General features: G+C 63.3%; 17 protein-coding genes, 1 tRNA gene and 1 riboswitch. Of the genes, 4 read left to right on the top strand and 14 right to left on the bottom strand.

The genetic code is table 11. From position 1 onward, the window contains the following. Nucleotides 1–165 precede the first annotated feature (165 nt). Both AACP59_RS02910 and AACP59_RS02915 read left to right on the top strand, forming a co-directional pair. Complete coding sequence (locus AACP59_RS02910; protein ID WP_339349777.1) at nucleotides 166–2124, top strand: FtsK/SpoIIIE domain-containing protein; 1959 nt, start codon at nucleotides 166–168, stop codon at nucleotides 2122–2124. 79 nt (nucleotides 2125–2203) lie between these two features. Then, a complete protein-coding gene (locus tag AACP59_RS02915; protein ID WP_015021978.1) occupies nucleotides 2204–2482 on the top strand; it encodes a WhiB family transcriptional regulator in 279 nt (92 codons plus the stop codon). 186 nt (nucleotides 2483–2668) lie between these two features. Here the strand turns inward: AACP59_RS02915 and AACP59_RS02920 are convergent, their stop codons facing one another. Beyond that, nucleotides 2669–4156: a sensor histidine kinase gene (locus tag AACP59_RS02920; protein ID WP_297317188.1), complete on the bottom strand. Its 1488-nt coding sequence runs from the start codon at nucleotides 4154–4156 to the stop codon at nucleotides 2669–2671. 178 nt (nucleotides 4157–4334) lie between these two features. On the opposite strand from AACP59_RS02920, the gene trhA reads away from it, so the two are divergent. Further along, the gene (gene trhA / locus AACP59_RS02925) at nucleotides 4335–5276 is read left to right on the top strand and encodes a PAQR family membrane homeostasis protein TrhA (protein ID WP_297317187.1); all 942 of its coding nucleotides are present in this window, start codon (nucleotides 4335–4337) and stop codon (nucleotides 5274–5276) included. 194 nt (nucleotides 5277–5470) lie between these two features. On the opposite strand, the gene AACP59_RS02930 is transcribed toward trhA, so the two are convergent. From AACP59_RS02930 to AACP59_RS02990, 13 genes are all read right to left on the bottom strand, one after another. Next, the gene (locus tag AACP59_RS02930; protein ID WP_297317186.1) at nucleotides 5471–5950 is read right to left on the bottom strand and encodes a GreA/GreB family elongation factor; all 480 of its coding nucleotides are present in this window, start codon (nucleotides 5948–5950) and stop codon (nucleotides 5471–5473) included. Nucleotides 5951–6055: 105 nt separating this feature from the next. Next, nucleotides 6056–6463 (bottom strand): FKBP-type peptidyl-prolyl cis-trans isomerase, encoded by a 408-nt coding sequence (locus tag AACP59_RS02935; protein ID WP_297317185.1) that lies wholly within the window; start codon nucleotides 6461–6463, stop codon nucleotides 6056–6058. A 102-nt stretch (nucleotides 6464–6565) separates the two neighbouring features. Then, nucleotides 6566–6648 (bottom strand) — tRNA-Leu (locus AACP59_RS02940). Between the two features lie 62 nt (nucleotides 6649–6710). After that, a complete protein-coding gene (locus AACP59_RS02945; protein WP_339349780.1) occupies nucleotides 6711–7715 on the bottom strand; it encodes a Ppx/GppA phosphatase family protein in 1005 nt (334 codons plus the stop codon). Between the two features lie 74 nt (nucleotides 7716–7789). Next, nucleotides 7790–8353 (bottom strand): DUF501 domain-containing protein, encoded by a 564-nt coding sequence (locus AACP59_RS02950; protein ID WP_297317191.1) that lies wholly within the window; start codon nucleotides 8351–8353, stop codon nucleotides 7790–7792. 160 nt (nucleotides 8354–8513) lie between these two features. Next, on the bottom strand, nucleotides 8514–9152 hold the full coding sequence (locus AACP59_RS02955) for an FtsB family cell division protein (RefSeq protein WP_297317183.1): 639 nt from the start codon (nucleotides 9150–9152) through the stop codon (nucleotides 8514–8516). Between the two features lie 96 nt (nucleotides 9153–9248). Further along, nucleotides 9249–10544, bottom strand: coding sequence for a phosphopyruvate hydratase (eno, locus tag AACP59_RS02960; RefSeq protein WP_339349781.1), 1296 nt, complete (start codon nucleotides 10542–10544; stop codon nucleotides 9249–9251). Nucleotides 10545–10639: 95 nt separating this feature from the next. Continuing rightward, complete coding sequence (gene mfd / locus AACP59_RS02965) at nucleotides 10640–14221, bottom strand: transcription-repair coupling factor (RefSeq protein ID WP_339349783.1); 3582 nt, start codon at nucleotides 14219–14221, stop codon at nucleotides 10640–10642. After that, on the bottom strand, nucleotides 14211–14810 hold the full coding sequence (gene pth, locus AACP59_RS02970) for an aminoacyl-tRNA hydrolase (RefSeq protein WP_339349784.1): 600 nt from the start codon (nucleotides 14808–14810) through the stop codon (nucleotides 14211–14213). Before pth ends, mfd begins: the two co-directional genes overlap by 11 nt. An 85-nt stretch (nucleotides 14811–14895) precedes the next feature. Then, entirely contained in the window at nucleotides 14896–15423 is a 528-nt protein-coding gene (locus AACP59_RS02975; protein ID WP_339349785.1) for a GNAT family N-acetyltransferase, read from the bottom strand. Between the two features lie 59 nt (nucleotides 15424–15482). Next, nucleotides 15483–18701: a UPF0182 family membrane protein gene (locus AACP59_RS02980; protein WP_339349787.1), complete on the bottom strand. Its 3219-nt coding sequence runs from the start codon at nucleotides 18699–18701 to the stop codon at nucleotides 15483–15485. Nucleotides 18702–18710: 9 nt separating this feature from the next. After that, nucleotides 18711–19901 carry a glycosyltransferase family 4 protein gene (locus AACP59_RS02985; RefSeq protein ID WP_297317177.1) on the bottom strand — a complete coding sequence of 397 codons (1191 nt, stop codon included), beginning with the start codon at nucleotides 19899–19901 and terminating at the stop codon, nucleotides 18711–18713. Nucleotides 19902–19951: 50 nt separating this feature from the next. Beyond that, nucleotides 19952–20575: an NAD(P)H-dependent oxidoreductase gene (locus tag AACP59_RS02990; RefSeq protein WP_297317176.1), complete on the bottom strand. Its 624-nt coding sequence runs from the start codon at nucleotides 20573–20575 to the stop codon at nucleotides 19952–19954. A 176-nt stretch (nucleotides 20576–20751) separates the two neighbouring features. Next, nucleotides 20752–20910: riboswitch (M-box (ykoK) riboswitch) on the top strand. 76 nt (nucleotides 20911–20986) lie between these two features. On the opposite strand from AACP59_RS02990, the gene AACP59_RS02995 reads away from it, so the two are divergent. Beyond that, nucleotides 20987–22750 (top strand): ABC transporter permease, encoded by a 1764-nt coding sequence (locus AACP59_RS02995; protein ID WP_297317175.1) that lies wholly within the window; start codon nucleotides 20987–20989, stop codon nucleotides 22748–22750. Nucleotides 22751–22759 lie beyond the last annotated feature (9 nt).

Here is a 22759-nt window from a genome sequence, read left to right on the forward strand (position 1 = left end):
ATACTCACCCCTATGAAGAACCTCAGGGACCGCACCGACCGCCAGTCCCAGCCTGTACAGGGGACGGGTCTTGCCCTCGCCCATGGCCAAGAACATAACCATGACCATGGGCAAAGGAGGGGGAACCCAGTCCATCACGACAGGGGTTTCTCCGACGGTGACCACATGGCCGTGGGCCGGCCCGGCGGCCTCCGGACAACCGGTCCATCTGTCACCACCCTCCTGACCCTGGTGACCCAATGCACACCCCTCCTGGCCCAGACCGCCCTACTCTGGTACCTGGTCAATCAGGGACGATGGATCTTTCTGGCCTTACTCCTGCCCGCGCTCTTTGGAAACCTGGCCCTGTGCGTCCTGACCCTGCTGAGGGCCAGATCCGCCGTTGGTGCCGGTGCACACCGGAAGGATCAGCCCGTCTTGCAGTCCAGGGATACCGATGATGCGGCCTCTGCCGATATGGTCTCGCTTGAATCCCTGGAACCAGCATGGCTGGAGGACGGGCTCTTCGCAGATGTGCCCTCCTCAGGAGGGCACGGGCAGCGCTGGAAGGCCATCGTCCACACCTGGTTGACCTCCCTGGAGGGGCCTCCCTCCTATCAGGCCATGATTGGACGGGAGGCAGGTGGGGACTTCCTGATTGACCTGGTAAGAGACGGCCCACATGCCTTGGTGGCGGGGACCACCGGTTCCGGAAAGTCAGTCTTCCTCCAGGCCTGGTGCCTGGCCCTGGCCTGCAGCCTCCCTCCCAGCAGATTCAACCTGGTCCTTCTGGACTTCAAGGGCGGTTCCGGCTTCAACCTCCTGGCCGGACTTCCCCATACGGTAGGGTGCGTCAACGACCTCGACCTGGAACAGGCGGTGCGGTCCCTGGCCGGTATCCGCAAGGAACTTGAGCGCAGAGAGGCCCTCCTGGCCAAGGTGGGTGCCTCTGATATCCGGGACCTGGATCCGCCACCTCCCCGCCTCCTGGTCGTCATCGACGAGTTCCAGGCCCTCCGTCAGCAGCTGCCCGATTACCTGGATGATCTGGCCAGGCTGGCCTCCCAAGGGAGGTCCCTGGGCATGAACCTGGTTGCCTGTACCCAGCAGACCCTGGGGCAGGTCAGCGCCCAGATGCGGGCCAACATGAATCTGGGCATCTGCCTGCGCGTTCGCGACCCCATGCAGTCCAAGGAACTGCTGGGCTCCCCCTGCGCGGCCCGAATAAGCCCCTCCCATCCAGGGCTGGGTTTCTGCGAGAACGGAGAGGGCGTCAGAGCCTTCAGGACCAGCCTGGTCGTTAACCCCGCAGGACTTGTCCAAGAGACCATCAAGGCGGCAGCCTTCTGCGGTTTCAGACCAGCCCCTCCCCTCTTCTCCCCTCCACTGCCAGACACAAGGCACCTGGGCAGGAGACACCCGGGAGGCAGGACGAACCGGGTCACCATCCATGACGGTCACCCGCTGGTCCCCATCGGATGGGTGGATGACGGGGTCCTCCTCCATACCTGCCGCTTGCCGATCACCGGCAATACCGCCCTGATCGGTCCCAGGGGCCAGGGCAAGACCACCATTATCGGGGCCCTGTCGCGGCGCCTTCTCGCCCTGCTTGAGGGAGACGGCCCCGGCTACGCGCCCCCCATGCACGATGCCGGTATGACCGACACTTTCGGTCTGCGCATATCCTTCCAGGAGGGAGGTACCTATTCCAGCCTTGACCTCCACATCGGTCGTGCCTCAGCACTTCCTCCCGGGCCGTCGTCACCGGCATCACCCCAGGGAGACGGTAAGGAACCCTACGAGGGACTGATATGGCTGATCGACGATGCCCAGGACCTGCTCGATCCCATGAGCCGCCTGCCCTTGACCAGGCAGGTCAACAGGGCCCTCTCGATGGACCGGGTGGCCCTGGTCCTTTCCGTGGACTCCGCCACGGCCATACGCCGACCTGAACGATTCAGGCAACGCCTGGTGTTCCCCTTTGGCGAACGAAGCATGGACATGGCCTGCGGCATCCCCTCCGCAGCCCTGACGGGACCGGGCCGCCCAGCCGGTACCATTCCGGGCCGGTGCCTCCTCCTGAGTGCCGGACAGGCCCTGCCTGTTCAGTGTTTTCCCAGTGATTCCCCTGAAAAATGCTCTTGAAAAAAGTCCAGTTTCGTGCTTACCTTGCATACAGGAAAACAAGTGAGTCCAGATAGGAACGGCTTGGAGGAACAGGTATATGAGTAATGCGTTTGATTGGCGTGCAAAGGCTGCTTGCCGCGATAAGGATCCGGAACTCTTCTTCCCCGTCGGTAACACAGGTGCCGCCTATCAGCAGATTGAAGAGGCCAAGGCCGTGTGCCGCACCTGCAAGGTGATTGACGCCTGTCTCAAATGTGCGTTGGACACCAACCAGGATTACGGTGTCTGGGGTGGCCTGAGCGAGGATGAGCGCAGGGCCCTGAAGCGACGTGCCATGCGGGCCCGTCGGTCCCAGGCCATGCAGATGCAGTCCTGAAGAGGGAACTTGCGTCGCGCAGGATATCTTGATCACTAAGAAGGGGTCACAGGTTCAGCCTGTGACCCCTTCTTAGTGAGATATCGGGGCATTGCGTTCTTATCACAAGTAAGAGCACGTCTCCTGCCCCAAACAGACATCCAATCGGCTGTCACCCGGCCAGACATCCGATTTGCCCCTACCTGATCAGACGTCCTGGGCAACGCGGAGCTTGATGTTGATGACCACCCGGGTGCCCCCATCGCGCCGGGGCTCCCACCGGACCGTACCGCCGAAATCGTTGGTGACGAAGGTGTTGATGATCTGGGTACCCAGACCTGACCCGTATGATTTGGCCTTCCCCTCGTCGGACTCGGTGCTGTAGCCGTTCCCATCGTCCTCGACCACCACATTGAGGTTGTTGCCGCCCCTGCCCACGGAAATCGTGATATGGCCCTCCGTGCGCCCCTCAAATCCATGCTCGACCGCGTTGTTGACCAGCTCGGTCAGGACCAGGGAGAGGGGGGTGGCATCCTGGGCCGGCATCATACCGAACTTGCCCACGTAGGAGATGGAGATGTGCTGGTCAGACGTGGTGGCCAGGTCGACGCTCATCTTGAGGAGGTTGGATATGACCTTGTCGAAGTCGACGATCTCATCAGCTGTCTGGCTGAGCCCCTCGTGGACCACGGCGATGGTCTGCACACGGCGTTGGGCCTCCTCCAGCTCCTTTCGGACCTCCTCGGACTTGGTGCGGCGGGCCTGGAGCCTCAGGAGGGCAGAGACCGCCTGGAGATTGTTCTTGACCCTGTGGTGAATCTCCGAGATGGTCGCATCCTTGGTCTTAAGTTCCTTCTCCCGCCTGCGCAGCTCGGTCACATCCCGGCATAGAACGATGGAGCCTATTCTCCCCTGGCATCCGTAGAGCGGAAGGGAGCGCATGGATACGGCCGAGCCGTTGGCATCCAGTTCCGAGTCCACGGCCGCCTTGCCGGTCAGGACCAGCGGGAGGGAGTCCGGCACAGGATCGTTCTTACGCAGGAGGGAGGTGCCGATCTCGCTCAGGTACTGTCCGGACATGGTGTCGACGGACCCCAACCGACGGAAGCAGCTGATGGCGTTGGGGGAAGCATACCGCACGATTCCACCCGCCGTCAGGACGAAGAACCCGTCGGCCACCCTGGCGTTATGGCGCTGGTTGAGGACCGAATCGGAATAGGGGAACTCCCCCCTGGTGATCATCTCGAAGAGCTCCTTGCCGGCGTTGATGCTCTCGCTCTCATAGCGACCGTTGGACTCCCTGGTGGCCATGTTGGTCTCCCTGACCACCAGACCCAGGGTCTTGCCCTTATGACGAATGGGGGCATAGACATCGCAGACCGTGGCCTTGCCGATGGTGCTGAGACGGTTCGAGCGCAGGACCCCCTTGGACTTCATGGCCTGTTCCAGCTCATCCTGCCTATCCCCGGGGGGGACCTCACCGACAACGTCCTCGGTGCGCAGGGACATGACCGTGGACGGCCTGCACTGCTCGGCCACCTTGAATTCACCGCTCTTGGTTCGCAGGAGCAGCATCAGGTCGGCAAAGCTCAGATCGGCTATGACCTGCCAATCCGCCACCAAGTGGTGAAGCCACTCCCGATCCTCCTCGTCAAAATCATCACACGAAGCCAGAATCTCCGAAAAATCAGCCATAGCCACCATCATAGCCACTGGTCACCGCCTCCCGGAGGAATCATCTCCAGGCGATGGACCCTAGGACCACCCGGGAAAGCAGGCCTGGGGGTAGGCTGGGTGACAGCAACTCCGTGCTTGGAGGATGCCTGGACCGACCAGGCGGAACCAGGCCTGGAACGGTTCGCGAAGGAGGCCCATGGCAGGCAAGGCAGCAAGGGATCAGCAGCAGGACAGCTCTCAGATCACCAGCCCCTCGGGCACTGATCAGGACCCCGACCTGGACCGCAGAAGGAGCAAACGCCGCCAGGAACTGATCTACCTACGTAAGGATGCCGACCTGGCCCACGAGGCCCACATGCAGGCCAGGGCCGATGCGGTCCGTGCAAAAGGTCGGGAGAAGGCGGCCAGGATCATGGCCAGGGCCGAAGCCAAGGCGGCCAAGATCGAGGGCATTCCCAATGAGGAAATCGAGCGGAAGGTCAGGCTGGATGTTCACGGTCGGCCCAAGCCCCTCCTGCGCGGATGGATTCACGCCGTGGCAACCCCGCTGGCCCTGGCGGCGGGCATCGTTCTGATCTGCCTGGCCAAGGGACTGCCCATGAAACTGGCCTGCACCATCTTCATGGTCTCCTCCCTGGCCCTTTTCGGCAACTCCGCCCTCTATCATCTGGGTGATTGGTCACCGACGGTCACAGACGTCCTGCGTCGGTTCGACCATGTCAACATCTTCCTCCTGATCGCCGGCACCTACACCCCGGTCGCTTTCGCTCTGGACACCTTCTGGCGCAGGACCATCATCCTGGGAATGTGGACGGCGACCCTGGTGGCCATGGTGGTCCACGTCTTCTGGATCAACGCCCCGCGCTGGCTCTATACCCTGGTCTACATCATCTTCGGCGTCTCCGGTGTCTGCTTCCTGGGGCTCTTCTGGCAGTCCCCCGCCGCCGGACCACCCGTGGTCTGGCTCATCGTGGCCGGCGGCATATCCTACATCCTGGGCGCCATCGCCTACGGATTGCGCCGACCCGATCCCTGGCCCAGGGTCTTCGGCTTCCATGAGATCTTCCACCTGGGGACCGTCATCGGATACGTCTGCCACACCGTTGCCATCTTCCTTGTCGTCTGCAACCTCCGCTGATCGTCCGAAGGGCCCGCATCCGCAGTGAGATTGAACGGCCGAGGCCTTGACACACAACCACCACGGCCGCCCCAGGGGGATACTGGAGCACTCCTCCCCCGCCAACGGCCCCGAGTATAAGGAAAAGGCGCCTCAGCATGGCTGCCGTGGCACCCTGATTCGTCCGTCCAGGTGGACTCCCACCAGACTCACCGCTACTTGAGTGGCTTGGCCTCCTTGATGGTGACCGAAATGTCCTTGCCGTTGGGTGCCTGGTAGGTGACCGTGTCTCCGTCCTTCGCGCCCATGATGGCCGCACCGATCGGGGATTCGGGGCTGATCACGTCATACTCCGTGGCCACGGCCAGGTCGCGTGAACCCAGAACATAGACCATGTCGCTGCCTGCCATGGTCAGGGTGACCAGGGAGCCGTTGCCCACCTTGCCGGCCTTGGGGGCCTTGAGGATCTGAGCGTTGCGGAGCTTGACGATCAGCTCGTTGATCCGTCCCTCGTTCTTGCCCTGCTCCTCACGTGCCGCCTGGTAGCCACCGTTCTCGCTCAGGTCACCCTCGGCACGGGCCGCAGCGATACGCTCGGTGATTTCATCACGGTACTCACCCTGGCGACGGTCCAGCTCCTCCTTCAGCTTGTCATAGGCGGCCTGTGTCAGCAGTATCTTTTTTTCCTCAGCCATGACTTCCTCCTTGTGTCGATTCACTCTCCCGGTCTGGCCCGCCTGGGTCACCGACCGGGATATGGAAAAGGCGCCGGCCCTCACCGGCGCCTTACAGATTGTTGTTCATCGTGTCGATATGATGTCGATCACGAAGACCAGGGTGTCATCCCCGCCGATGCCGGCCTGCGGAACCCCCCTGCTGCCGTAGCCGTACTCGGGTGGTATGGAAACCACCAGCCTGGAGCCCACGTTGTGGCCGGGGACACTCTGGTCCCAGCCGCGGATGACCTGGCCCACACCGATGCCGAAGCTGGCGGGCTGGTGACGCTGGAAACTGGAGTCGAAGACCTTGTCGGTCCCCCAGATGAGTCCGTGGTAGTTGACGGTGACCGTATCACCCTTACGCACGACCGGGCCGTCACCCTCCACCAGCTCGACGGTACGCAGACCCTTGGGGGCAGGCCCCTGGAACTCAACCTCGGGCATAGCGCCGAAGACGGCATTCGCTTTGGGCATGGACTGGTCACTCATGACAACTCCTTTAGTTTCCGTCGCATTCCAGAGTATCGGTTTGCGGGTCTGTCCACAAGTCGTGAACCTATGTCGACCTGGTCAAGAGGACTGCCCCCTCGGTGCCCCGGGTGGGAATCGAACCCACATGCCAATACAGGCGGCGGATTTTAAGTCCGATGCGTATACCATTTCGCCACCGGGGCCGACGACCCATATCGTCATATCATAGCGCACAGGCGGAACAGCCTGCCGGCCGTCGGACCGGTCACGATTTCAGGAGACGACGCCCGTAATCCAGGACCAACCCGTCCAGGAGACCGTGCTCACTGGCGATGTATCCGCCTCCGTCCAGGGCCGCAGGGCAGGCCTGGGATACCCTGTCAAGGAGACGGTTCCAGATGAGTGCCCCTCCGCCGATCACATCGATACGACCGGGGTGGATGGGCTTGAGTCCGGCCCGGTCCTGTCGGCTCATATGGAGCACCTCCTGATTGGCCCTCTCGGCCTGGTCGACAGGGATGGTCACCCCATCGATCTGGGTGGGTTCGTATTGCGCACAGCCCAGGGCCAGGGCGCTCATGGTCGTGACCGTTCCGGAAACCCCGACCAGGGTACCCACCTCCTCGATGGGAACAGTCTCGAAAGCCTGGTCGATATGACGGTCGATGTCCTCCACGGCCTGATCGATCTCCTCCTGGCTTGGTGGGTCGTCGCGGAGGTGACGCTCGGTGATGCGCACGGAGCCGATGTTCATGGAATAGGCTGCCTTGGCCCTGTCGATTGGAGCCTGACGGCCATCGCCGCCGACCACCAACTCCGTGGACCCCCCGCCCAGGTCGACGACCATGTAGGGGGCCTGGGGCATGGAAGCCGCACGGGGGCCCGATTCCAGGACACTGATGGCACCCAGGAAGCTCAGAGCGGCCTCCTCGGTCCCGGAGATCACCTCAGGCCTGACACCGAGTATGGACTCCACGCCCTCCTCGAAATCACTGCGGTTGGCCGCGTCCCGGGTGGCCGAGGTGGCCACGAAGCGGATGCCATCCACCGGATGGGATCTGAGCTGGTCGGCGAAGAGCCTGCAGGCTTCATAGGCCCGGTCCAGGGCCTGGTCGGCGAAGCGATGGGTCCGGTCGACCCTCTCACCCAGGCGGATGACCTTCATGATCCGGGGCGCCAGGGGGTGCAAACCCTGCTCATCCACGCTGGCAATCAGCAAGCGGATGGAATTGGTCCCGCAATCGACACCCGCAACAGTCACCTGCTTCATCATTCGTCCTTTCCCAGATACCGGGCACAGCCCGGGTGTACCATCGTGAACGACCCGGCCGGCACCCTGACGATTCAGTCCTGTCCCTGAGCACTTCCCCAGGGCCGGGCGCACCGGCAGACCGCAGGGTCGAAGCTTGGCCTGACCATGGCCAGGACCCGGTCGCCCAGGGGGTTGATGCCCGAACCCATGACCAGGGATTGCCCGGTCAGGGCGTGCAGACACTTGACCCTGGTTGGCATTCCCCCGGCCGAGGTGGTGCGGATGTGCTCCTCGCTGTCACCCAGACGGAGGGCCAGGGCGTGGCGGAAGTCCAGATAGGTCTGGTGGGCCTGCCGGTAGGCACGGGCCAGGTCCTCATCCTCACCCAGCTCCTGATTGAAGTCGTTCATGAGCCCGGAGGCCTCCAGGTGGGAGACCTCCTTGACGGCCTCAGGCGAGGTCAGGTACGCCGTGGTCGGGAAGGGGGTCCCATCGGGCAGGAGGGGCCTGGTCACGACCGCCAGGGGGTTGCCACAGACACACCGGGCCCCGACCGCCACCATCCCACGGGGGTATCGGCCCAGCTGGTCCTGAACCGCCGCAATCTCCTCACCGGTCGCGGGGTGGGCAAGGATGCCGTCAACCAGGGCAGTCATGGTCTTTTCGGATCCGATCCTGTCTGTTCCGGCCCTCTCGTCCTGTGTCGGCACTCTTGCTCCTTCCACGCTCCAATACCGGAGAGGTTGGTCACCTCCCCTGACATGTTTCACCCGGAATAGGGTACAGCGGAATCAGTCCTGATTCCACCGGATCGGACTACTGACCACCGGTCTGGCCCGTGAACCCCTGGCCGGTATCCCCGCTCCCCTCCCCCTGGCCCGGAGGAGTGGAGGTGTCCTGCCGATCCCGGTTCGCATCCCGCCCGTCCTGCTCGGCTGACTTGGATTTCCCGGGGGTGGTCACCCCATGGCCGGATGCCGGGGTACCGGGCTTCTGGTCCGCCTTCCTGAAGGAATAGGCCATCTCCTGGTACCAGGGCAGGGTGTTCTTGCGCGGGGCCTGGATGCCCTTGTCGGTCTTGGCGTTCTGGTCGTCCTGGCCGGTTACGGCCTCGGGGTGAAGGACCCGGATGGCCTGCTCACCGGGAAAGATGAACCCGAGCCGGTCTCTGGCCTGGGCCGTCACATAGGCCTTGTCGTTCCAACGCTGAATCTGGTTCTCCAGATCCTGCTTCCTGCTCACCAGCTGGGCCTGCTGGTTCTTCAGGCCATTCAGTTCGGACAGGTTGATGGCGTAGGAGTGGAAGGTGGCGGCCAGCTGAATCAACCCCAAGGCCACGATGATCAGGGCCAGGAAGAAGGATATGGGGCCGGCTGACCCCCGCCTGGGGGCCTGCTTCCCGCCTTCATGCTCGTCGCTGCCCTTGTGGGAGGTTGTGGTTGAGTTCTTGGCCATACCCATAAAAATACCCGTGGCAGCCGACTCGGGGCCACCACGGGTGAACAGGAGGTGTCAGGTTCCGATCAGCACCGGGACCTGACACCTTTCCTACTACTTGATGTACTGCTTGCAGGCCTTGAAGGCGCTGTAACCTGCGTACTCGGCGGTGGAGCCCAGCTCCTCCTCGATCTCCAGCAGGCGGTTGTACTTGGCGATGCGCTCACCACGGGCCGGGGCACCGGTCTTGATCTGGCGGGTGTTCTTGGCCACGGCCAGGTCGGAGATGGTGGTGTCGGGGGTCTCACCGGAGCGGTGGGAAACCATGGAGGTGAACCCGTTGGCGGTGGCCAGCTCGATGGCGTCCAGGGTCTCGGTGACGGTGCCGATCTGGTTGAGCTTGACCAGGAGGGAGTTGGCGGCCTTGAGGTCGATGCCCTTCTGCAGCCTCTTGGGGTTGGTGACCAGGAGGTCGTCGCCGACGAACTGGAGACGGTCGCCCATGGCGGCGGTGATCTTCTGCCAGGCGCCCCAGTCCTCCTCGGCGAAGGGATCCTCGATGGAGACCAGCGGGTAACGCTCGACCAGACCCTGGTAGTAATCCAGCATGTAGTCGGCGTCGCGGTCCTCACCGTCGAAGTGGTACTTGTCGGTGTCCTTGTTGTAGAACTCCGAGGAGGCCACGTCGAGGCAGAGGCCGATCTGCCTGCCGGGCTCATAGCCGGCAGCCTCGATGGCATCCATGATGTACTTCAGGGAGTCCTCGTTGGACTTCATCTTGGGGGCGAAGCCGCCCTCGTCGCCCAGACCGGTCTCGTGGCCGTCCTTCTTCAGGATGCCCTTGAGGGTGTGGTAGACCTCCACACCGGCCCTCAGGGCCTCACGGTAGGAGTCGAAGCCGTAGGGGGAGATCATGTACTCCTGGATATCGGTGGCGAAGTCCGCATGGGCGCCACCGTTCATGATGTTCATGTTGGGAACGGGCAGGATGTGTCCGTTGGTACCGCCCAGGTACCGGTAGAGGGGAAGCTCGGCGGACTCGGCTGCGGCGTAGAGGGCCGCCAGGGAGACGCCCAGGATGGCGTTGGCGCCCAGCTTGCCCTTGTTGGGGGTGCCGTCCAGGTCGATCATGGTCTCGTCCAGGGCGCGCTGATCGCTGGCGTCCATGCCGATGACGTTGGGGGCGATGGTCTCGTTGACCGCCTTGACGGCCTCCAGCACACCCTTGCCCTGATAACGCTTCTTATCGCCGTCGCGACGCTCCCAGGCCTCGGCCTCGCCGGTCGAAGCGCCGGAGGGGACCAGACCGCGACCTTCTGCGCCGTCTTCGGTCTGCAGGATGACCTCTACGGTCGGGTTTCCACGGGAATCAAGAATTTCGCGCGCATATACGCTTTCAATTGCTGCCACAACTGCTCCTTTTAAGACTGTTGTTGTGATGTCCCCTCCAGAATACTATTTTTGTTGGACCAGCCACAAGGTATTTCTGTTAGCGCTCACAACCGCTACCCCTTATGTCTCCATGCCAGGTCGTCCAGAAGCTGGTCGACCCACTCCACAATCTGGGCCGAATCCATGGGGCCCGACCCCAGGGAACCCGCGAACGGGGCGGGAACCAGGAGGGTGTTGGTCACCGGGCGGTACTGGCATCCCCTGTAGATGCGCTCCATCCTGGTCTGCAACGACTCGGGCAGGTCCAGGGGCCTGACCCTGACACGCCCACCCTGCGTGGCAATCTCGGAAATGCCCAGTTCCCGGGCCTTGGCCCGGAGCCTGGCAATGGCGAAGAGGGTGTCGAATTCAGCCGGAGGCTGACCGTAGCGATCGGTCAGTTCCTCATGGAGGTCCTGCAGGTCCTGGTCATTCCGGGCAGAGGCCAGCTTTCGATAGGCCTCCAGGCGAAGCTTGTCCGAATCGATGTAGTCCACCGGGATCGAGGCCTCGATGGGCAGGTCGATGCTGACGTTGACCGGCTGGGTGGCCTGGGGTTCCTTGTACTCCTCGACCGCCTGGGAGACCATCCGCACGTAGAGGTCGAACCCGACCCCCTCGATGTGGCCGGATTGCTCGTCACCCAGAAGGTTGCCCGTGCCTCGCAGTTCCAGGTCCTTCATGGCGACGTCGTAGCCGGACCCCAGGGCCGTGTTCTGGGCGATGGTGGCCAGACGGTCATGGGCTGTCTGGGTCATGGGCTTGCTGGGGTCATAGAGGAAGTAGGCGTAGGCGCGTTCCCGACCACGCCCCACCCGGCCACGCAACTGGTGAAGCTGGGAGAGGCCGAAACGGTCCGCCCTGTCGACGATCAGCGTGTTGGCGTTGGGAATATCCAGGCCGGTCTCGACGATGGTGGTGCAGACCAGGACGTCGATGTCGCGGCGCCAGAAGTCCTGGATGATCCCGTCCAGCTGCTTCTCCCCCATTTTGCCGTGGGCCACACCGACCCTGGCCTCGGGAACCAACTCCTGGACCTTGGCGGATATCCTGGCGATGTCCTCTACCCTGTTGTGGATGTAGAAGACCTGGCCGCCACGGAGCAGCTCACGACGGATGGCAGCGGTCACCTGGGCGTCCTCATAGGCCCCGACGTAGGTCAAAACAGGCAGCCGGTCCTCGGGGGGAGTGGCCAGGGTCGACATCTCCCTGATTCCGGTCACGGCCATCTCCAGGGTTCGGGGAATGGGGGTGGCCGAGAGCGACAGGACATCCACATTGGTCCTGATGGCCTTCAGGGTCTCCTTGTCCTCGACCCCGAAGCGCTGCTCCTCGTCGATGATCATCAGCCCCAGGTCCTTGAAGCGGATCTTGGGGTTGAGGAGCTTGTGTGTGCCGATCACCACGTCGACGGTCCCGTCGGCCAGCCCGGCCATGGTGGCCTGGTTCTCCCTGGCCGTCTGGAAGCGGCTCATGGCCGCCACCCTGACCGGGAACCCCTCGAAGCGGTCGGTGAAGGTCTGATGATGCTGCTGGACCAGGAGGGTGGTGGGGACCAGGACCACGACCTGCTTGGAGTCCTGGACGGCCTTGAAGGCGGCCCGGATGGCGATCTCGGTCTTCCCGAAGCCCACGTCCCCACAGATCAGCCGGTCCATGGGAACGGGACGTTCCATGTCGGCCTTGACCTCGTCGATGGTGGTCAGCTGGTCGGGGGTCTCCTGGAAGGGGAAGGCATCCTCCAGTTCCTTCTGCCAGGGGGTGTCCGGGCTGAAGGCGAACCCCTTGGTGCGCTGACGGGCGGAATAGAGCCTGACCAGGCCCTGGGCGATCTGGTGGACGTGCTTCCTGGCCTTGGCCTTGGTGGCGGACCAGTCCGACCCTCCAAGCTTGTTGAGCTTGGGGATCTCGGCGCCGATGTACTTGCTGACCTGGTCCAGCTGGTCAGCCGGAACGAAGAGCTTGTCAGGAGGGGCGTTGCGCTTGCCGGGGGCGTACTCCAGGACCAGGTACTCGCGGCTGCCCTTGGTGGGGCCGGTGCCTGTGGTCCGCTGCTTCATACCCAGGTACTTGCCGATGCCGTGTTGGTCATGGACAACGAAATCACCGGGTTTGAGCTCGGTCAAATCAATGGCCTTGCGCCGTCTGCCGGAGGTTTTCTGCCCGGCGGCGACGCTGGTCCGCCCGGTGAGGTCACGCTCGGTCAGCAGGGCCAGATGGGCGGCCTCGTCGACGAACCCGTCGACAGCCATGGAACGCATATAGTCCACATCGGTGATACCGGTGGATTCCAAGGCCCGACGCAGTCGGCTCAGGGTGCCCTGGGCCGCGGCCGTGACCACCACCCGGTCACCGGCCTTGACCAGGCCGGTCAGCCCGGAACGGGCCCTGTCCTCATCACCCCGGTACTCGGCAGGGGCCTGGGCCTGGAGGCACTCCGCACCCTCCCGGTCCGCATCCACGGAGAGGTCGGTCAGCTTCCACACCTGGTGCTTACTGAACTCCAGGGAGGAGATCACCTGGTCGTATTCCAGGAAGCTGGCCTGGTCGAAGCTGATGGGGGCGCCGGCCCCATGGCCCGATGCCGCCACATGCCAGCTGGCCGCCAGGAACTCGTTGGCGGTCTTGGTCAGATCATGGGCCGACCTGCGCAGGAGTTCCGGGTCGGAGAGGAGGACCAGGGACCGGTCGGGGAACATGGTCTGGACCGGCACCAGGTCGGGCACCAGGGCCGGCAGGAGCGACTCCATGCCCTCGACCGGGATGGCCTGGGCGATGGACTCCAGCATGTCGTCGGCGTTGGGGATGCTCCCGATCAGGGCCTTGGCCCGCTGTCTGACCTGGTCGGTCAGCTGGAGCTCACGGCAGGGAGGGGCCCAGATTCGATCCAGGTCGTCACCGAAGGTGCGCTGATCCGAGGCGTGGAAGGAACAAATGGTGTCGACCTCATCACCGAAGAACTCGATACGGACCGGGTGGGCCATGGTGGGGACGAAGACGTCGAGGATGCCGCCCCTGACCGCGAACTGACCGCGCTCCATGACCAGGTCCACGCGGGAGTAGGCGTTACGGACCAGGGCATCGACCGCGTGGTCCATCTCCATCTCGCCGCCGACCGTGAAGACCAGGGGCTCCACGTCCTGGAGCCCCCTGACCACGGGCTGAAGAAGGGAACGGATGGGCATGACCAGAATCCTGATGGGCCCGAAGATTGGATCCCCCTCGACCGGATGGGCAAGCCGACGGAAGACCGCCATCCGTGAGGCCACCGTGTCGGCCCTGGGCGAAAGGCGCTCATGGGGCAGGGTCTCCCAGGCCTCCAGGGTGGCCACATCATGTGGGTCACCCCCGTACCAGGATCTGACGGCCTGGCCCATCTCCTGGGCGTCATGCTCTGAGGGGACCACCATGATGATGGGTCCCTGACCTGCGGCGGCCGCTGCAAGGGCGGGCCGAATCCCCTGCGGGGCCTGGACCAGGATGGAGGGGTCGATGTCCGAATCGGAGGGCAGAACCTCTCCGTCGGCCAGTCGGGCGAAGGCCGCATCCCCGCGAAGGGGGTCAAGGAGGTCATGCAGGGCCCCGTTCATGGTCTCCGGCCGGGCCCTCTCACCCTCCCTGGGGTCGGCTGAATCCCTGGTGCGGTCAGCGGCCATTGAATTGCTCCTGGGCCAGGGCCAACCCCTTGAAGATGATGGTCTCGGCCGCATCGGCGCCGTCGGCCAGGAAGTCCGGAAGCTGGCTGCGCTGGGTCGAGGAGAACCCTCCCAGCACCCAGTCGACCGTCTTGCGGTGGGCGTCCTGGCCACGCTGGGCATGGCCCACCCCCAGGCGCACACGTGAGTATGCGTTGCTTCCCAGGGACCGGTCGATGGAACGGATGCCGTTGTGGCCGCCCGACGATCCACCGGACTTGACCTTGATCCTGCCGAATTCCAGGTCCATATCATCGTGGATGACCAGAATCCGCCTGGTTTCAATCCGGTAATAGGCACTGATGGAGGCCAGGGCGTCACCGGAGTCGTTCATGAAGGTCAGGGGCTTGGCCAGGAGGAACTTGACCTGCCTGGAATCCATGTCCATGACCCCCCGGCCCAGCATGGCCAGACCCTTGTGATCGGAGAAGGAGATGGACCACCGCCCGGCCAGGACATCGGCACACATGAACCCCATGTTGTGACGTGTTCCCTCATACTTGCTTCCGGGGTTGCCCAGTCCGGCTATGAGCCAGAAATCGGATGCCATGCCTGTACCTGCCTCCTGCTCTCGGTCGAGTCGTTGAGATTCTACACAGGATTCGAGACCTGGGCCCCTTCAAGGGGCTGTTCACTCACAGGGAGAGGACCCAGTAGGAGACGTCATGGGGACCATAGCGGTCACTGGCCCCCTGGGGCAGGAGACCAAAACATGCAAAGCCGAAATGGCCCAGGACTGCCCTGGTGCCGACATTGTCGTCGAAAATGACGGCCACCGCCTTTTTCATGCCGGCCTCCCTGGCCCGGTCCAGGAGGGCCTCCACCAGGACCGTGGCCAGGCCCCTCCCCCGAGCCGACCTGTCCACGTAATACCCCAGCTCACAGGTGGCGGCGTACCCGGGCCGGTCATAATACGGCGATAGGGAGCCGAAGGCCTGGACCGCCCCATCGATCTGGACCACCAGGACAGGGTGCCCCTGTTCGGGTCGATGGTCCAGGAACCACACCCGTCGGGCATCCCGGCTGACCGGTTCGATGTCCGCTGTGGAACCCCCATCCAGAACAGCCTGGTTGTATATCTCGGTGACCCTGTCCAGGTCCTGATCGCGGCAGGGCCGGATGACCGGGGCCTGACCTGGTGAACCGGAACCAAACCGGCCCACCGGACCTTGACCCGATGGGTTCGGGCCGGACTGACCGACCGGACAAGGGCCGGAGACGCTCACTGCCTGCCGCCCTCCTCTTCTGAGGCCTGCTTCAGGGCCTCTTTCAGGCGGTTCTGCGCCTCTCCATAAGCGGTGAAGTCGCCCTTCTTCAGGGCCGAATCCGCATCGCTCATGGCCTGGTTGGCCTGGTCCAGGGCCTTGCGCAGGGCTTGGCCATCACCGGAAATCCCGTTCGCACCGGATGAGGGGGCGCCCTGATCCGCATTATCTGCCTTGTCCTTGGACGGGGGTGTGGCCTGAGCGGCCTGCCCGGTGGCATTGTCCGCGTCTCCGGCCACGGCTCCCGAATTTCCCTTGAAGGTCTTGTTCAGGGCATCATCCAGGGTGGGGGCCGAACTGACCTTGTCGCCGAAGGCCACCAGGACCCGCTTCAGGAGCGGGAAGCTGGTGGAACCGCTGGATTGGACATAGACGGGCTGGATGTATATCAGGCCTCCCCCGATTGGCAGGGTCAGGAGGTTACCGCGTTTGACCTTGGTCGACCCGGATTGGAGCAGGTTCAGCTCGGTCGACACGGCGGCATCCGAATTGAAATTGTTCTGGGCCTGGCCCGGTCCCGGCACATTGGAGTTCTTGGGGAGCTCCATCAGCCTGATGGTTCCGTAGTCCTTTCCGATGACACCCTTCCTGGAACCTGCATCCGAGTCGACGGAGAGGAATCCCGTCAGGATCTCACGGGTCGAGGTACCCGCCGGGATGAAGGTCGAGGTCAGGGAGAAGGTCGGCTGGTCCGTCCCCGGGGTCTGCAGGGTCAGATAGTAGGGCGGCTGCTTGACGCCCTCGCCCTGCTCCTTGCTCGTTCCCGTGGGGTCGACCGGGGTCTGCCAGAAATCCTCCCCCGAGAAGAACTGGCTGGCCGAGTTCACGTGGTACCGGGAGAGGAGCTGCCGCTGCACCTTGAAGAGACTCTCCGGGTAGCGCATGTGGCTCATCAGATCGCCGGAAATGTCGGACAGTGGCTTGTACTGACCGGGGAAGACCTTCTGCCAGGCCTTGAGGACCGGATCGTCCTGGTCCCAGGCGTAGAGGTCGACCGACCCGTCGTAGGCATCGACCGTGGCCTTGACCGAGTTCCGGATGTAGTTGGCATCCTGGGAGCCCAGTCCCTTGACGGCATCGGAGCTCAAGGTGGTCGTGTCCTGTGTGATCGGGCCCAGGTCGACCTTCTGGGAGTAAGGATAGGCATCGGATGTGGTGTACCCGTCCACGATCCACTTGACACGGCCGTCGACCACAGCAGGATACACCCTGCCGTCCAGGGTCAGGTAGGGGGCGACCTTGGCCACCCGCTCCTTGGGGGAACGGTCGTAGAGGATCTGGGAGTTGGGGGTCACCCGGTCCGAGAAGAGGATCTGGTCGGACCCGAAGCGGATGGCATAGAGGACCCTGGCCATGAAGTTGCCGACCGAGGGGCCACCGTTCCCCTTGAAGGTGTTGGTGGCTCCCTTGGAACCGGTCGGATAGTCGAACTCCCACCCACTGGACTCGTCGGGAGTGCCCACGATCGAATACTCCGGGGCGTTGGGAGAGAAATAGATCCGTGGCTCGTAGTGCTGGGACTCGGTCAACTTGCCCTTGGTGGGGATGTCCTGTTCGAAGAACTCGGGTTGACCGTCAGGCGTCACCCTGTTCCCGTAAGCGGCCACGATGCCGTACCCATGGGTGAAGACCGTATGGTCGTTGACCCAGTTGCGGTTGTCGTTGCCTTCCAGGTCAAGTTCCCTGGCCCCGATGACCGTATCCTGGCTGACCCCATCGATCTCGTACTTGTCGACGGCCAGGGTGTCCTCGAAGGAATAGTACTGCTTGGACTGCTGGAGCTGACGGAAGGTGGGCGAAACCACCTGGGGGTCCAGGAGCCTGATCTGGGCCGTGGTCTCCGCATCCTTGGAGAGGGCCCCGGACTGGACCTCCGTGGTGGCGTCATAGGACTCGTTCTTCAGCTTGGAGAGCCCATAGGCCTGGGTGGTGGCAGCGATGTTGCGCTGAATGTACTCCGACTCCATCTCCTGGGCGTTGGGATTAACCCGGAACCGCTGGACCAGGGCCGGCCAGACGCCGGTCAGGAGGATGTCGATGACCAGGGTGGCCGCGATGGAGATGACGGGCAGACGCCACTGCTTGACGGCCGCGGCCACCGACCCTGCGGTGGGTCTCTCCTCCCCCAGGGTCTTGGACCTGAGCATCCAGACACCGAGGATGATGCCGAGGATGGCAATCAGCACAGCCATGACCAGGGTGACGGGGATGTTGGCCTTGACCGAGGTGTAGGAGGCGCCGGTGATCCGGTCGCCCTCCTCGGTCAGTCGGTCGAAGATAGACAGACCGGTCTTGAGGCCCCACACCAGCATGAAGAGCATGAGCCAGATGGCCACCTGCCTGCGGGCGCGACGGGTCATGGCCAGGATTCCCCTGCCGTTGACCGGCATGGTGAGCCGGATGCCCCCCATGAGGAAGTTGGTGACCAGACTGAAGACCGTCGCAGCCAAGAGGATCATCATGATCGAGGAGACGACCAGCTCCAGACCCGGAAGGACGAAGACGTAGAAGCCCGTATCAAGGCCGAACTGGGGGTCCTTGACACCGAAAGACTGGGAATTGAAGAGCAGGAGTATCTGCTTCCAGTCCATGTTGAACTGGGAGCCGAAGAAGACACCCACCACCAGGGAGACCACCACGGCCACCCTCAGGGCGGTCTTGGAGGAGACCCCTTTGCCGACCTCGATCAGATCGCCCCTGACGCGGATTGTGGACCCATCGGGCGAATCAGGACGGGCGCGGATGGCCAGGATGGCCGAGAAGAGGGTGACGCCCGCCAGAATGAGGGCATAGGCGATCCAAAGGCCCACCTTGACACCCAATTGGGTCCAGACCACACGGCCCGCACCAAGCTGGGAGTACCACATGACGTCAGTGATGAAGCGGCTGAGTCCAAGGAGGAGGACGAGAACCACAAGTATGACGCCCACCACAACGGCCAGGATCCTGGTCCCCTTGGAGGGGCCACCGGAAGCCCCGGCCGACCCGGAAATCCTGGGAGCACCCGGTCCGGCGAATCTGAAGCCCTGCCTGGGGCCACGAGAGGCGGATTCCTCCCGGTCGCCGTCGGTCTGGACGTTGAGGATAACCGGATCATCCTCATATCGGCCCCGACCCCGCCTGCGGGGGTCCTGGTCAGGATCGAACATGGCGCCGAAGAAATCAAAGAGAGACATAGACCAAGACTACATGATGAGGCGGTCCTCCACGGCCTGACCGTATACCTCCTCGATCTGATTCGCCACGGTACGCACGTCGTAGCGGTCCAGAAGCCCCACCTGACGCCCGTGGATGGCCCCGGCCCAATCGGTATCGCTGAACACCCGGGCGATTCGCCTGGCCAGGATGGTCGGTGTCTGCGGGGCATTGACGACGACCAGGGCCTGGTCATCATCAAGCAGGGTGGAACGGTAACCGGGGTTGTCACCGGCCAGGACGACACCGGCCCCGGAGGCTATGGCCTCCAGGAGGACGATTCCGAAGGACTCACCCCCCGTTGAGGGGAAGACGGCCAGGTCGGCGCTGGCCAGGAGGGCGGGCTTGTCCTCCTCCTTGACGAAACCGGGGAAGTCGATCGGCGTGGACAGGTCGCGGGCGTGCTGTCTGCAGGAAGCCAGGAGGGCCCCCTTCCCGGCCATGGTCACGTGGAAACCCTCGGGAAACAGTCCCAGACGCTCCCCCTCCTCGATGGCCGAGATGAGCAGGTCGGCGCCCTTGCGCTCGACGAATCTGCCCAGAAAGACCATGTGAGGGCCCCGACCATGCAGGCGGTCGATGGTTGCTCCGCCGGCACGTTCCCTGGAGGCCCTGATGGCCTGCAGGTCGATGGGATTGGGGATGACCCTGCTGTCCACACCGGCGGTGGTCCGGGCATAATCCGCCGCCACCGTGGAGACCGCAATCACCCGATCGATGCGACGATGGCTGTGATGGTTTATCCTGCCCAGCACCCGGCCGCCGAAGAGCTGCATGGGTCCGGTGGGCGCGATGTGATAGGTGGCCACCAGACCCGTGCCGGGATGGGCCCGATTGATGACCCGCCCTGCCATCAGCGGGCTGTATGGTGCCTGAACATGCAGGATGTCGAAGTGCCCGGAATCCAGGACCTGCCTGATACCGCGGGCCGGGGCATGGATGGGGACGCGCATCCTGTTCCCGTTGAAGGAAACCATGATGTTGCGCGCCAGTGAATGGACCCCGCTGACGGGCGGATCGGTGGTCTGCCCTACCAGATACTCCACGCGGTGGCCACGGGCCGTGAGCTCCCTGCCCAGGGTGAGGATATGCTGTTGGACTCCATCAAGGACATCCAGGGTGTCATCGAAAACGAACCCGACCCTCCAGGGTCCCTTGATCGCCTCTGTTTGACGGCTCATCGCCCGTCACCCGAATCCACGCCTATTGCCACGGCTGTGACCGCTTCCCGTCAGGACCTGGACGCGGACTTGCCATCCATGGCCAGTTCACGACCCATCAGGGCCAGGGAGACCAGGTGCCTGTCCGCCGCCCGGCGAGCCTCGGGATCGTCATCGCCAGAGCTGAGGTTGTCCAGGTAGGTGAAGGAGACATCGGCCGCCTGGCAGTACTTGATAAAGGTCTGTTCGCGCAACTGGTTATCCAGGGCCTGTCCGATGCCACTGGACCTGTACCAGTCCTCCCCACCCCCGCTGAGCATGATCAGCCTGATGGTCTTGCCGGCGAATACCCCGGGGGTGCCATCCGTGTTATAGGCGAACCCACGGCAGATCACCCGATCCAAGAAGCCCTTCATGATGGCCGGCATCGTGTACCAGTAAATCGGGAAGACCAGGGCCAGAACGTCCGCATCTCGAATCCGAGACTGCATGGCCATCACGTCCTCGGGCATGGGGCCCTTCCCCAGGTAATGCTCCCGATCCTCCATACCGAAGACCGGATTGAAGCCCTCCGCACACAGATCGATCAGTTCCGTCTGGGCACCTCCCTCGGCCGATCCATCAAGGAGGGCATTGCCCGCCGCGTTGGTCAGACTGTTGGGTTCGGGGTTTGCAGTTACAGCCACGATCTTCATGTAGGCCCATCTCCTTGTTCTGATTCATGGTCGCACCATTCCTGCCCGACAAGGGCGACCAGGGTGTCCGCGAATGGGACGCATTCTGTTTCCATTTTGGGGCCAGGCAAAGACCTGGAGGAAGAAACCCCGGTTTCAGAAGAAGCTTGACACCTCATAGGCCTTTATCTATCCTTATGGACAGTCGGTAGGTGAAGCTACCGCATGGACACGGCCTGCTGCCGCAAAGTGGTGGAGACACCCCGCGCAGGTCAGCAGTCCCCGTCGGATCAAGGCGGGGACTAATGCAGAGCCAAATGCCATGCGAAGCCGAAGCTTGAACGATGACGAACTCGTCGGCCTTGTGCCGATTTTTGCATGCCATCCTCAAGGTCTCCGACATGAACATCCGCACCTTGAAGGGAGGCCGACATGCGTCTACCAGCACCAATCGTCAGGCACACCATCATCCTGAACGATGACCGAAGACAGGCCTCTCTCGGCACCAGGATCCTGACCAGTCTGGCCGTGGCCCTGGGTGCCGTTGCCCTCCTGGGGGCCATCGCCTACGTCCTGCCGGGGTTCTCGGCCCCCATCGGTCCTTCGGGCATCCCCTCGCACGTATCCACCGATCCGACCAATCTGCCCTACTACGCCCTGCGCTCAGTATTCAGGATGTTCATAGCCCTGCTGGTCTCCCTGGTCTTCGCCTTCCTCTACGGGTTGGCGGCGGCAAGGTCCAAGCGTCTTGGCTCCGTTCTGATCCCACTCCTGGACATCCTCCAGTCGGTGCCTGTCCTGGGTTTCCTCTCGGCGACCATCTCCATCTGGCTGGTCATCTTCCCCGGATCCATCCTGGGCGTCGAGGCGGCCTCCATCTTTGCCATCTTCACCAGCCAGGCATGGAACATGGCCTTCTCTTTCTACAACTCCCTGACCTCTGAGCCGCCAGACCTGGACGAGGCTGTCAGACTCCTGGGGCTGACCAGATGGCAGAGGTTCTGGAAGCTGGATGTTCCCAACTCCATGATTCCCCTCCTCTGGAACTGCATGATGAGCGTGGGCGGGGGGTGGTTCTTCCTGACGGCCTCTGAGATGATCTCGGTCAACAACAGGACCATGGCCCTGCCCGGCATCGGATCCTACGTGGAGGAGGCCGCAGCCGAGCAGAACCTGGGCAAGGTGGGCCTGGCCATCCTGACCATGATCGTGGTGGTTCTCCTGATCGATCTCTTCCTCTGGAAGCCCCTGACCGCCTGGGCCGAGAAATTCCGTCTGACCCAGAACCAGTCCTCCGAGCCCCGGAGGAGTCTGGTACTGACCGTGCTCAGGCTCTCCGGGATCAACGATCAGCTGGCCCGTCTGGGTCGGCCGATCTCGGCTGCACTCGATCGGATCACCCGCCCCCTGGGCAGGACCGGTGCGCAATGGAGGATCCAGAACAGGAGGAGCCGCACCGGTGATCTGGTCTGGTACCTTCTGGTCGGCCTGGTCTGCCTCTGGGGGGTCTGGCAGCTCGTCGACCTGATCAACACGACCGTGGGCTTCGGTGAGGTGGGGCACGCCTTCTTCCTGGGATGCCTGACCTTTCTGAGGGTGGTTGTCCTCATGGTGGCCTGCTCCATCATCTGGGTGCCTATCGGTGCCATCATCGGCATGAATCCGAAGATATCGAGGGTCCTCCAGCCCGTGGTGCAGATCCTGGCCAGCTTCCCGGCCAACTTCATCTTCCCCTTTGTCACCCTCCTCTTCATTGCCTGGAAGATAGACATCAACTGGGGCAGCATCCTCCTCATGGCCCTGGGCACCCAGTGGTACATCCTCTTCAACGTCATCGCGGGAGCCTCGGCCATTCCCGATGACCTCCTGGAGATGTCACGCAGCCTCAGGCAGAGCACCTGGCAGCGGTGGAAGACCCTGATCCTTCCCGCCGTCTTCGGATCCTGGTGCACAGGAGGCATCACGGCGGCCGGCGGCGCATGGAACGCCTCCATCGTCTCGGAGGTGGTCTCCTACGGGAAGACCGAACTGACCGCCAAGGGGCTGGGCGCCTACATCGCCCGGTTCACGGCCAGCGGCGACATGACCCGGGTCATGGTCGGGGTGGCCGTCATGAGCGTCTTCGTCGTGGCGGTAGACCGTCTCTTCTGGACACCCATGCAGAACCTGGCCCGACGGCGCTACGCCATGAACTGAAACCGAACA

The sequence above is a fragment of the Bifidobacterium indicum genome, assembly GCF_036987015.1.
GTDB classification, from domain to species: domain Bacteria; phylum Actinomycetota; class Actinomycetes; order Actinomycetales; family Bifidobacteriaceae; genus Bombiscardovia; species Bombiscardovia indica.

Coding starts and splice junctions, on each gene's coding strand:
- AACP59_RS02990 (WP_297317176.1), bottom strand. CDS start 20,575: ATGAAGATCGTGGCTGTAACTGCAAACCCCGAACCCAACAGTCTGACC.
- AACP59_RS02915 (WP_015021978.1), top strand. CDS start 2,204: ATGAGTAATGCGTTTGATTGGCGTGCAAAGGCTGCTTGCCGCGATAAG.
- AACP59_RS02910 (WP_339349777.1), top strand. CDS start 166: ATGGCCGTGGGCCGGCCCGGCGGCCTCCGGACAACCGGTCCATCTGTC.
- AACP59_RS02920 (WP_297317188.1), bottom strand. CDS start 4,156: ATGGCTGATTTTTCGGAGATTCTGGCTTCGTGTGATGATTTTGACGAG.
- mfd (WP_339349783.1), bottom strand. CDS start 14,221: ATGGCCGCTGACCGCACCAGGGATTCAGCCGACCCCAGGGAGGGTGAG.
- AACP59_RS02935 (WP_297317185.1), bottom strand. CDS start 6,463: ATGAGTGACCAGTCCATGCCCAAAGCGAATGCCGTCTTCGGCGCTATG.
- AACP59_RS02995 (WP_297317175.1), top strand. CDS start 20,987: ATGCGTCTACCAGCACCAATCGTCAGGCACACCATCATCCTGAACGAT.
- pth (WP_339349784.1), bottom strand. CDS start 14,810: ATGGCATCCGATTTCTGGCTCATAGCCGGACTGGGCAACCCCGGAAGC.
- AACP59_RS02945 (WP_339349780.1), bottom strand. CDS start 7,715: ATGAAGCAGGTGACTGTTGCGGGTGTCGATTGCGGGACCAATTCCATC.
- AACP59_RS02955 (WP_297317183.1), bottom strand. CDS start 9,152: ATGGCCAAGAACTCAACCACAACCTCCCACAAGGGCAGCGACGAGCAT.
- AACP59_RS02980 (WP_339349787.1), bottom strand. CDS start 18,701: ATGTCTCTCTTTGATTTCTTCGGCGCCATGTTCGATCCTGACCAGGAC.
- AACP59_RS02930 (WP_297317186.1), bottom strand. CDS start 5,950: ATGGCTGAGGAAAAAAAGATACTGCTGACACAGGCCGCCTATGACAAG.
- AACP59_RS02950 (WP_297317191.1), bottom strand. CDS start 8,353: ATGACTGCCCTGGTTGACGGCATCCTTGCCCACCCCGCGACCGGTGAG.
- trhA (WP_297317187.1), top strand. CDS start 4,335: ATGGCAGGCAAGGCAGCAAGGGATCAGCAGCAGGACAGCTCTCAGATC.
- AACP59_RS02985 (WP_297317177.1), bottom strand. CDS start 19,901: ATGAGCCGTCAAACAGAGGCGATCAAGGGACCCTGGAGGGTCGGGTTC.